Source organism: Nostoc sp., assembly GCF_036917095.1.
GTDB lineage: Bacteria > Cyanobacteriota > Cyanobacteriia > Cyanobacteriales > Nostocaceae > Nostoc.
In genome coordinates this window covers 1-9,703 of the sequence record NZ_JBALFH010000046.1, presented here as the reverse complement: position 1 = coordinate 9,703, position 9,703 = coordinate 1, and the positions used below count along the sequence as shown (strand labels likewise).

Sequence of the window (9,703 nt, the reverse complement as noted above, 5' to 3'; positions counted from 1 at the left end):
CCTGCCTTCGCCGAAAAGCAAGTTTTAGCAGCAATTAATGCCGTGTCTGGCATCGTTACCGTACATTCTGACATTGGTGGCGGACTCGAAGGTGCAGAAGAAGTACCTGCCCAGACTCTACCCCATATTCACCTTTTACCTGCCAATACTGGCTTGAAAATCAGCCTTTTGTCGCGCCCCTTTGCCCAAGGTGGCCCCTACTACCGTCCTGGTACAGGTGGTGAAACAGTAATTGCCGAGATTGACGGGAAACGTCTGCAAACCAGACGAAATCTACCTGAAGAAAAACAGCTTGCTAAAGCTGCCATCAAAGCCTGCCCCACCTTGACGCGAACTGAAGAACAAGATGGTGAATGGGTTATAGCTGACCCAGAAGACTGTTTAGAACTACTGCTAGAACTGCAAACGCTGGGAAATAACGTAGTCATAGAATGGCCACAAGGAGAAAAACTGCGTGTTAGCCACAATGCCGACTTGAAAGACTTTAATTTATCAATTCAACGTCAGCAAGACTGGTTTGCAGCAACTGGGGAGTTGAAATTGAATAACGACCTAGTGCTGGATATGCAGCAACTACTAGAACTATTAGAGAAGACCCCCAGCCGTTTTATCCCCCTTGGTGATGGTCAATTTCTGGCTTTAACTCAAGCTTTTCGCAAACGCCTCGACGAATTGCGGATGTTTTCGGAAAAGCATAGTAAGGGTATTCGTTTTCATCCCTTGGCCACGTTAGGGTTAGAAGATTTTGTCGATGAGGTAGGTAAGGTAAAAGCAGATAAACATTGGAAGGCACATAGAGAGCGGCTTAAGGAGGTGCAAAACCTCCAGCCGGAACTGCCATCTACACTTCTTGGAGAACTACGTGACTACCAAATGGAGGGTTTTTGTTGGCTGGCGCGGCTGGCACATTGGGGTGTGGGCGCTTGTTTAGCAGACCAAATGGGACTCGGTAAGACCTTGCAAGCATTGGCGGTCATTCTCAGAAATGCCCATGAAGGGCCAACCCTAATTATTGCTCCCACTTCTGTATGTATGAATTGGGTGAGTGAAGCGCAGAAGTTTGCCCCAACTCTGAATATTATTCAATTTTCTGGTGCTAACCGCCAAAAATTATTAGATGGGTTGCAACCGTTGGATATGTTGGTATGCAGCTATGGTTTATTACAGCAGGAAGAAGTAGCGCAAATGCTTTCTGGTGTACAGTGGCAAACGATTGTCCTGGATGAAGCCCAGGCGATTAAAAATATGACCACTAAACGTTCTCAGGCAGCCATGAACCTAAAATCTAATTTTAAGTTGCTGACTACTGGGACTCCGATTGAGAATCACCTGGGTGAGTTATGGAATTTGTTCCGTTTTATTAATCCTGGGTTATTGGGTTCTTTTGAAAGCTTTAATCAACGCTTTGCTACCCCCATTGAAAAATATCAGGATAAACTTGCACGTAATAAACTTAAAAAACTGATTCAACCATTTCTGTTGCGGCGGACAAAAAATCAGGTACTAGAAGAGTTGCCATCTCGTACTGAAATTCTGTTGCATGTGGAATTGAGTCGGGAGGAAAAAGCATTCTATGAAGCCTTGCGTCGTCAAGCAATATCTAAACTTATCGAAACTGATGCCGAAGCAGGAAAGAAACATTTGCAAGTTCTGGCTGAGATTATGAAACTGCGTCGCGCTTGCTGTAATCCCAGCCTCGTTATGCCTTCAGCTGAATTACCCAGTTCCAAGTTGCAACTTTTTGGTGAGGTGCTGGGTGAACTTTTGGAAAACCGCCATAAGGCGTTGGTGTTTAGTCAGTTTGTTGACCATTTGCACATTATTAGAGATTATCTCGAACACCAAGGTATTAATTATCAATATCTAGATGGCAGTACTTCAGTGGCAGAGCGAAAAAAACGGGTGGATGCTTTCCAAGCTGGTTCAGGAGATGTCTTTCTTATTAGTCTCAAAGCAGGGGGGACAGGACTTAATCTGACTGCGGCTGATTATGTGATTCATACAGACCCTTGGTGGAATCCCGCCGTGGAAGACCAAGCCTCAGACCGCGCCCATCGCATTGGGCAACAACGCCCTGTTACCATTTATCGTTTAGTAGCAAAGGATACTATTGAAGAAAAGATTGTGCAATTGCACCACCACAAGCGAGACTTAGCAGACAGCCTATTGGAAGGTGCTGATATTAGTGGCAAGATATCAACGGAAGCCTTGTTACAGCTGATTAGCGAAGGTTAAGGCATTTACCAAGGCTTTTTTGACAATAATCGCTCATTCCGTAAGTTGCTTTTATCTTCGTTGAGCGAGCGCTGCGCCCGCCGAACGCGAGTGCGTCTCCAAGAGTTGGCACCACAAAACTTGTTGCGCCATAATTATTACCTAAAAATAAGGTTTTGGCATGGTGATGCCTAACCGCCCAATTCAAATGATAGAGGGATTTAATCATGATACAAGATGATGAAATACTTGACATTGTAGACGAAAGCGATTGCGTTGTTGGACAGAAGAAACGTTCGGAAATATATCGTCAAGGACTATGCAATTTTAGAGTTGTCAACGCTTTTGTTGTTAATTCATTAGGTCAACTGTGGATACCTCGGCGTTCTGCACACAAAACTATTTTTCCGCTTTGTCTTGATGTCAGCATGGGGGGTCATGTTGAAACTGGAGAAACCTATGAAGATGCTTTACAAAGGGAACTCAAAGAAGAGTTGAACTTAGAGTTAAACATGGTTAATGTTCGACTCTTGGGATATTTAATACCATATCAATATCAAGTATCTTCTTTTATGAAGGTTTATGAAATCAAATTAGATTGGAACCCAGAGTATAATAAAAGTGATTTTATTGAAAGTTTTTGGTTATCCGTGAATGATTTAATAGAGTGGTTAAATAGCGGTGAACCTGCAAAAAGTGATTTGCTCAAACTTGTAAAAATATTTTATCAAAATTAGGTAGAGTTCTTTTAGATTGACTTTCCTTTACCCCCTTCTTTAACTTTTTCAATCCCCTTGTCCAGAAAATTATTAATAAATCCTATAGCTCGAAGATGCTTCAGTTCCCTTGCTAAATCATTGTTAAATTTAAAGTTAAACTATTCTTGAGAATCAAGCTTAATTAGATGCCGAAGCTCATTTCCATCAATCAGATATCTAACGAAAATTGCAAGTTTGCTGATTGTTGCTCTTGAAGCAAGTCAAATTCATTCAATTGGTAAAAAGTAAGTCCTCAAACTCCAGCATCACGCCGCAACGCTCACCACTCTTGCCCAAAGTATTGCCCATCTTCTCCAACAGCGATCGCCAGCCGCAAGCAGAGGCGAAAAATGCTTTTAAAAACCTCTTAGTAGGAAACTTTAGAACTTAAGTTTTTACTTGGGTTGCCACAATGGAGTGATATCAAGGTTTTCATCAGCAGAGACGGTCTTTCTAACCTACATCGGTACGGTTTACACCCCTTCATCTTTTGTAAAGCTATCGTAACATTTATTTATATAAAACAATATTTGCTTAACTTAGCAAACTCAAATAAAAGCTATGAACCAACCCATTGAATTATCTTTAGAACAAGAATTTAGCCTTAGAACTTTTGCGGATCTTGTGCAGCAGATGTCCCGTGAACAAGCTCAAGAGTTTTTGCAGATGCTCTATAAGCAGATGATGATAAGGGAAAAGACTTATCAAGAATTGCTCAAACATCAGTGGGAAGTTGGTTCAGGTTCAATCTTGGGCTAAAATAAACCTTGCTCTCGTCAACTTTAGAAAGAGCCAACACTGTTTAGTCCAAGGCGCATTTTCAGCTTCAGCCCCTTCCACTCTTGGATAGCAGGACTTTCCAGTGGCGTGAGTGTTTGAGGAATATCCTGGGGGCTTGCTAAAATACCCCAATCCATTGAAGAAGTAGTGATTTACTTTAGTCCAGAACTTCTCGATGTCAAAGATGTGCAAGCATTTGTCCATGAATTTGATGAAACTGTGCTGATGGTTCGTGGGAAATTTGCAGCCGAGAGCGAGAAATTTATGCTGCCTCGTTCTGCAAGGTGTTGAGCTTAGTGGTGCAGAAAAGTCTTGAAACATAGATAATAAGAGTCGCTTGCCCAACATTTCTCACCCCATCCACTCAGTCCACTGCGGGGCATTTGCCACCAATTGAGCAAATTTTTGGGGGTAAGCATCCTCGAACTCCAGCATTACACCCAACCGCTCATCAATCGTCAGGGTACAGAGTAATTCTTTAACCGCATTAACCCCGCATTCAACCAGTTCCAGGGTTAGGCTCATCGCATAAGTGTTTTGTATGTGCAGCCTGAACGAGAGCTAGAAAAAGTCTTTGATTATTGGGATTGAGAATTGAAAGCTCAGGATGCCATTGCACACCAATTGCCCAAGGATGGTGTTCATGCTCCACAGCTTCAATGACTCCATCATCCGAAGCATAAGCAACAACCCGCCAACCTGGGGGTACTTTATCTATCGCTTGATGATGCCAAGAAACTACAGATATGTGAGAATTCTGTAAACAGTTAGCTAAAAGACTTTCTACATCTATCTTGACAAGATGTTCTGTAGGTAAACGTCGTCCAGGCTCAGGCTCTAGACGATGTAATGCAGATGTACCGTAAACATCTGGAATGTGAGGAATTAGAGTACCCCCACAGGCGACGATGAGAATTTGTAAACCCCGGCAAATACCCAATATCGGCAGATGACGTTCAAGAGCAAACTTGCCAAGCTGCAATTCAAAAGCATCACGTTCGCGATCAACAGAATAAATAGTAGGATGATCAAAACCGTTGTAGCAAGCAGGGTCAATATCTCCACCACCAGAGATGATTAAACCATCCAAAGAATCTAGAAGTTGAGCAGGCTCAACTTCTCCTGGTGGTAATAATATGGGAATGCCACCTGAAGCACGGACTGCATCTATATATTCACTTGGCAGAGAAAATGGTAATGCTGCAAGGCGACCATAAGTTGTAATCCCAATCAATGGTTTTCGAGATTTTCTACTCATCTTGATGCTATTTCACTATTTAATCCCAGTTATAAAAGTGTACTTCCGACTTCTTTAATGCTGCTGTAGCAACAATCCTTCATCAGTATCCAAAGCTGCGAGGGGATTTTCTATATCTATCGATGAAACAATAGCTTCTAGCTTGTCACAACTTGAGCGCACTAAACGCAAACCGGCATCTAATGAAAGTTGAGTAGTTGTTGGGGTAAACTCTTGCAAGATGCTGGCTTCTGTCGTCTGATACCGATCGAGGTTTGTGCTGAGTTTTGCTAGAAAATTTGCTCCTTCGCCACCAACAGCGCTGGCAAACTGCAAAATGGAATCGAGGTAAGCTCTAACTTTGGGGTTTTTAATTCCTTCTGTAGCTGAGGTTAAGAGCAATTCCCCATTAAGATATTCAAAATCCGGTACATACAAGCGATTGCCAACTAGTTCAAATATCTGCATTCCTTTAGATGGTCTTACTGTTAACTTCTCCTGCCTAACTCGATCGGCCAATTTTTCCAGCAATGTCATTATAAATAAAATTACAGAGGGAAAGTTACTATCTATACATCTGATTTCTACTGTGCCGAGTTTGTTGAGTCGAACTGGATTCCAAGCTGACTTGAGTAAGCTAACTCCCGATTCCTTGAACAGGTTCGGTTCAATTGCGGCTTTTTCCATCGCTTGCAGCCAAGCATAATAACGAGCGAACTGCTGCTCAACTAAACCCTCAACATTTTCGGCATAAGGCATGAGTCCACCGACAGGTTGTAAATTAGTATAAACTCCCTCCCAACCGAAGGTTTCGCTACCTCGATAACGAATTGTATGTGCGGCTAGCCCTAACGCCTGTCCTTCATAAAAGGGACATGCCCGTGTCAGAGAAATAAGTGCCGAGTCGCAAGCTGTAGCTAAATTATAGATATTTAATAGCTCTTCTCGCTCAATTGATCTTGAGTTGTAGGATACTGCAATACGAGGGTCAATTACCCCAGGCGGGACTTCCAAATGCAGGTGTGTACCTGTACATTTTCCGGCGTGCAAAAATTTTGAAATGCCGACAGTCCGAGCTTGGATATGGTAATTAGGGCGATCTCGCATAACTGGCATAGTAGGCAAAGGATAGCTAGACAGAGGGTAAAGACGTAAACCTATCTGTTGCGCTACAGAGATTGCCAATTTGAGATTCTTGAGATAGACTCTTGCTAGTTCCTTGGCAGTGTCGGCAGGAGGTGTGTTAATTTCTACCATACTTTTAACGAACTCTGCCACAAAGTTATTTGGGTTTAAACCTTGTGCTTGAGCAATGAATTTACAACTCTTTAAAAACTCATCGGCGCGATCGCTCAAGCTACCAGCTTCATCTACCAGAAAAAATTCTTGCTCCAGACCGATACGACGCTTGACTATCGTCATCTAGACCTCCACAAGGGTAATCTTGCCATAGCCTCAATATATGTAGCTTAAAGGATAAAGTTACCGCAAGACAAAACCTATTTGAGTCAATCGATTTGGAGAATTGTAGTATCAGATTGTTAGGGATTTTGTTGTCTAACCTGGATAATGTGAAGTAAACCCAACTTTCTTACGCCATCCATTCAGTCCACTGTGGGGCATCTGTCACCAGTTGAGCAAACTTTTCGGGGCTTGCATCCTCAAATTCTAGCATCACGCCGCAACGCTCATCCCGTAAGTATCCTGTATGAATTCTTGATTAAATCGAAAAAACTGTCCAGTCTTAGTACAATTTGATTAGACATAGGTAAGCGTGATCTTCCATGACTCCAGCAACCGATATTCGTAGAAGAGCGATCGAACTGATTGAGCAGTTGTCAGAAGAGCGGTTAACTGCGGTAGTTCAATTATTAGAGTTTCTGTCTGAACCCTCTAAGTTTGCTGCATCCAATCCGATTGAGTTAGCCCTGGTTGAAGTCATCCAACGTCGCCTAGCTCCTAATGAGCAGAAACGACTAGAAGAGTTACGCAAACGCGGTGAGTGGGGGGAACTCACCGACATGGAACATGAAGAATTGATTACTTATGAGGATCAGCTAGAACAGTGGAGGGTAGAACGTCTGGAAGCTCTTATGGAATTAGCAAGGCTAAGGAATATGGATTTGCTGACCTTGAATCGTCAATTGGTGTCGGAATCTAAGTTATTCCATGCCGTTTGAATCTGAGAGAGTATCTGCTGCAATGCGACGAACAGTAGCCAGTAGAGCCAAAAATCTCTGTGAATATTGCCGATGTCCAGAAGAATTTTCTCCTGACAGCTTCACTATAGAACACATCAAACCCCGTCAGGCAGGCGGAGAAACGATCGCAGAAAATTTAGCTTGGTCTTGTTATGGCTGTAATGGTCGAAAGCATACCAAAACCAGCCATTGCGATCCAGAAACAAAACTTGAGGTGGGACTGTTTCATCCTCGTCAGCAGTTTTGGTCAGAGCATTTTAGCTGGAACGATGATTTTACACAGGTTATTGGTAAAACTTCCTGTGGTCGAGCAACAGTGTCAGCTCTGCAATTAAATCGGGTTGGAGTCGTTAACTTGCGTCGCCTTTTGACCTCGGCGGGACTGCATCCACCGCCATAAAAATGTTGGTAGTGGTAAATATCTAGCGATCGCCACCGGGGTCAGTTTCTCCGATATGCTGACATTCAAGTAATTCTTGATAACGTGCCTGTGCTGAACAGCCAGTGCCTTAAACTCCACCAGCTTCTCGTCGCTGCCCCGTAACTGAACGTCTGGTGTAAGAAACTGCAACAGATTCAGATTTTCGAGTAACAACACAGCAGGTAATAACTGCCCCTTGTTAAAATCCGGTTTCCAAATCGAATTCTCTCCCGCCTCTAACTGCGCTTTTGCCCGTTTAGCATCACGGGTTGTCAGAAATTCCCGCCCCAGTGTCAAATAGTAGTGCATCCGCAGTTGAGGATACCAGCCGTCGTCATCCTTCTCAACCAAATCAGGGGTTACGTCAATTTCGTAGCGACGGGATAATTCAGCCTTGCGTTGCTGGTGTCGCTCGGTTTTCGTTTTCGCCCTTGTGTCAAGGAGCTTCTTGAGTTCGGCATCAGAGAGTTCAGCAGAATTAGCGATCGCCTGACACTCAGCAGTATACAATTCAACAGACGCGGCTTTAACCGACTCGATAACAGCCCCGCTCTCATCATCGTCGGCATCCGAGGCATCGATAATGGTGTAACCATCCTCGACCAACCCCGCACAGAATCCGCAGGTGTGGAAATTTGCGACGAAACCGTTCCTCAAGTGCTTGGGTTCCCCATTTGGATTTTGCTTTTTGAGCAGAGCAGCAGAGTAAATGATGCCCCCCTTTGGCAATGGCTTTGTCGAGTGCGGCAATGAGATTTTTCGGGTTACTGCCAGAATAGTTGTAACAGTTGCCAGCACTATCCCGATAATTGTTGACAATGACGAACGGGTTAACTCGATATTCCCCAGCGAGTGATAAAACATACTTTACGTCGGTGTCGGATACATCAGCGCTTGATAGGTAAATCTTTCCCTGACTGCTGCCTAAAACATTCTGTACCAGTTGCTTGAGGTTTTTGAGAACCGATACCCGACGCTTCTGCACTTCCGTACCAGAGTTGAGCAAATGCCAGAATACTTGGTCACATTCATCAATAATAATCACATCATTCGCCCAGTCGTTGGGGTTGAATCGCGCCTGACTTTCCTGATGCAATGAATCAACACACACTCCATATCCTAATAATGTGCCTGTTTCATTCGTGCGGACTTCGGTAACATAGTTAACACCAAACCGATTACACAACGCCTCGCCTAGTTGAATCCGATGGGTGATGATTAACACCCTACGTCCAAGGTCATGCGCCTTCGCCACCTCAGTAGACAGCCATTCGGTTTTACCAGTGCCTTTGGGAGCCTTGAGGATAATCAGTTTTTCGCCTTCGGGGACGAGAAGCTGTCCGAGGAATCGTTGGTTGAGTGCGATTGATGGCGTGCTACCCGACCACGGTGACGCCAAATATGGACCATTTTCTTTAGCTAAAATCGCAAGTTGAGCGCGTTGTAGAGCTTGGCTTTATTTTAATTTTCACTGTATTTGTAATTATTCAGTAATCTTGACGTTGTAACTAGTGGATATACTTAGTTACGTTGAAGACAGAATTTAAATAATAAGATTACTGTGTTTAAGAAAGAAGATTTCTTCAACCTTTCAACTGACCTATTCTGTATCATCTCAAGGGATGGTTGCTACCAGCAAGTCAATCCTGCATGGGAAAAGGTATTGGGATGGAAACCAGAAAACTTAATTGGGCATTATTGGTTAGAATTAGTACATCCAGAAGATATTGCAATCAATCAGCTACCAACTGAACCACTGGAAAATTTGCACTGGGATAACCGTTATCTTCACAAAGATGGCAGTTATCGGTGGTTGTCTTGGAGTCTTTCTACTAGCGAACAGGGACTCATCTATGCAGTAGGGAAAGATGTTAACCAGCAGTTGCGCCAAATAGAAGCACTCTCAACGGAACGCCAAAGCCTTTATAACCTTCTGAATCAGCTACCCGCTTTCCTTTATCTGCAACCCAATGATTATGGCGTAGGATTTTATAACCAACGCTTCGAGGAGGTATTTGGAGATCCTACAGGGAAACGTTGTTATGAGGCGATCGCTGGGCTGAAGCAGCCTTGTCCAGTCTGTCCTACCTTT

13 protein-coding genes are annotated in these 9,703 nt (G+C 43.5%); 8 read left to right on the top strand and 5 right to left on the bottom strand.

From position 1 onward, the window contains the following. The 5 genes from V7L01_RS29340 to V7L01_RS29320 form a co-directional block, all read left to right on the top strand. Positions 1-2,235, top strand: a 2,235-nt coding sequence (locus tag V7L01_RS29340; protein WP_335041188.1) for a DEAD/DEAH box helicase, incomplete at its 5' end; no start/stop codon positions are given. 206 nt (positions 2,236-2,441) lie between these two features. Continuing rightward, positions 2,442-2,951 (top strand): NUDIX hydrolase, encoded by a 510-nt coding sequence (locus V7L01_RS29335; protein ID WP_335041186.1) that lies wholly within the window; start codon positions 2,442-2,444, stop codon positions 2,949-2,951. Between the two features lie 232 nt (positions 2,952-3,183). Further along, positions 3,184-3,363, top strand: coding sequence for a hypothetical protein (locus tag V7L01_RS29330; protein WP_335041183.1), 180 nt, complete (start codon positions 3,184-3,186; stop codon positions 3,361-3,363). 170 nt (positions 3,364-3,533) lie between these two features. Beyond that, positions 3,534-3,731, top strand: coding sequence for an NblA/ycf18 family protein (locus tag V7L01_RS29325; protein WP_334850361.1), 198 nt, complete (start codon positions 3,534-3,536; stop codon positions 3,729-3,731). A 168-nt stretch (positions 3,732-3,899) separates the two neighbouring features. Next, positions 3,900-4,043 (top strand): hypothetical protein, encoded by a 144-nt coding sequence (locus V7L01_RS29320; protein ID WP_335041181.1) that lies wholly within the window; start codon positions 3,900-3,902, stop codon positions 4,041-4,043. 60 nt (positions 4,044-4,103) lie between these two features. Here V7L01_RS29320 and V7L01_RS29315 read toward each other — a convergent pair whose 3' ends face one another. The 3 genes from V7L01_RS29315 to V7L01_RS29305 are packed head-to-tail and all read right to left on the bottom strand — an operon-like array spanning position 4,104 to position 6,411. Next, positions 4,104-4,277, bottom strand: coding sequence for a hypothetical protein (locus tag V7L01_RS29315; RefSeq protein WP_335041179.1), 174 nt, complete (start codon positions 4,275-4,277; stop codon positions 4,104-4,106). Next, on the bottom strand, positions 4,252-5,010 hold the full coding sequence (locus V7L01_RS29310) for a gamma-glutamyl-gamma-aminobutyrate hydrolase family protein (RefSeq protein ID WP_335041177.1): 759 nt from the start codon (positions 5,008-5,010) through the stop codon (positions 4,252-4,254). The genes V7L01_RS29315 and V7L01_RS29310 overlap by 26 nt, the downstream gene beginning before the upstream one ends. 54 nt (positions 5,011-5,064) lie before the next feature. Further along, complete coding sequence (locus V7L01_RS29305) at positions 5,065-6,411, bottom strand: glutamate-cysteine ligase family protein (RefSeq protein ID WP_335041175.1); 1,347 nt, start codon at positions 6,409-6,411, stop codon at positions 5,065-5,067. A 362-nt stretch (positions 6,412-6,773) separates the two neighbouring features. Here V7L01_RS29305 and V7L01_RS29300 point away from each other — a divergent pair, with 362 nt between their 5' ends. Further along, positions 6,774-7,169, top strand: coding sequence for a hypothetical protein (locus V7L01_RS29300; RefSeq protein ID WP_335041173.1), 396 nt, complete (start codon positions 6,774-6,776; stop codon positions 7,167-7,169). Next, a complete protein-coding gene (locus tag V7L01_RS29295; protein WP_335041171.1) occupies positions 7,159-7,590 on the top strand; it encodes an HNH endonuclease in 432 nt (143 codons plus the stop codon). The genes V7L01_RS29300 and V7L01_RS29295 overlap by 11 nt, the downstream gene beginning before the upstream one ends. On the opposite strand, the gene V7L01_RS29290 is transcribed toward V7L01_RS29295, so the two are convergent. Then, a complete protein-coding gene (locus V7L01_RS29290; protein ID WP_335041169.1) occupies positions 7,522-8,217 on the bottom strand; it encodes a hypothetical protein in 696 nt (231 codons plus the stop codon). The two genes, V7L01_RS29295 and V7L01_RS29290, sit on opposite strands and share 69 nt — an antisense overlap. Then, positions 8,168-9,010, bottom strand: a complete 843-nt coding sequence (locus V7L01_RS29285; protein WP_335041167.1) for a hypothetical protein — start codon at positions 9,008-9,010, stop codon at positions 8,168-8,170. The genes V7L01_RS29290 and V7L01_RS29285 overlap by 50 nt, the downstream gene beginning before the upstream one ends. A gap of 162 nt (positions 9,011-9,172) precedes the next feature. Here V7L01_RS29285 and V7L01_RS29280 point away from each other — a divergent pair. Beyond that, the coding region (locus V7L01_RS29280) for a PAS domain-containing protein (protein WP_335041165.1) at positions 9,173-9,703 on the top strand (531 nt) is incomplete at its 3' end.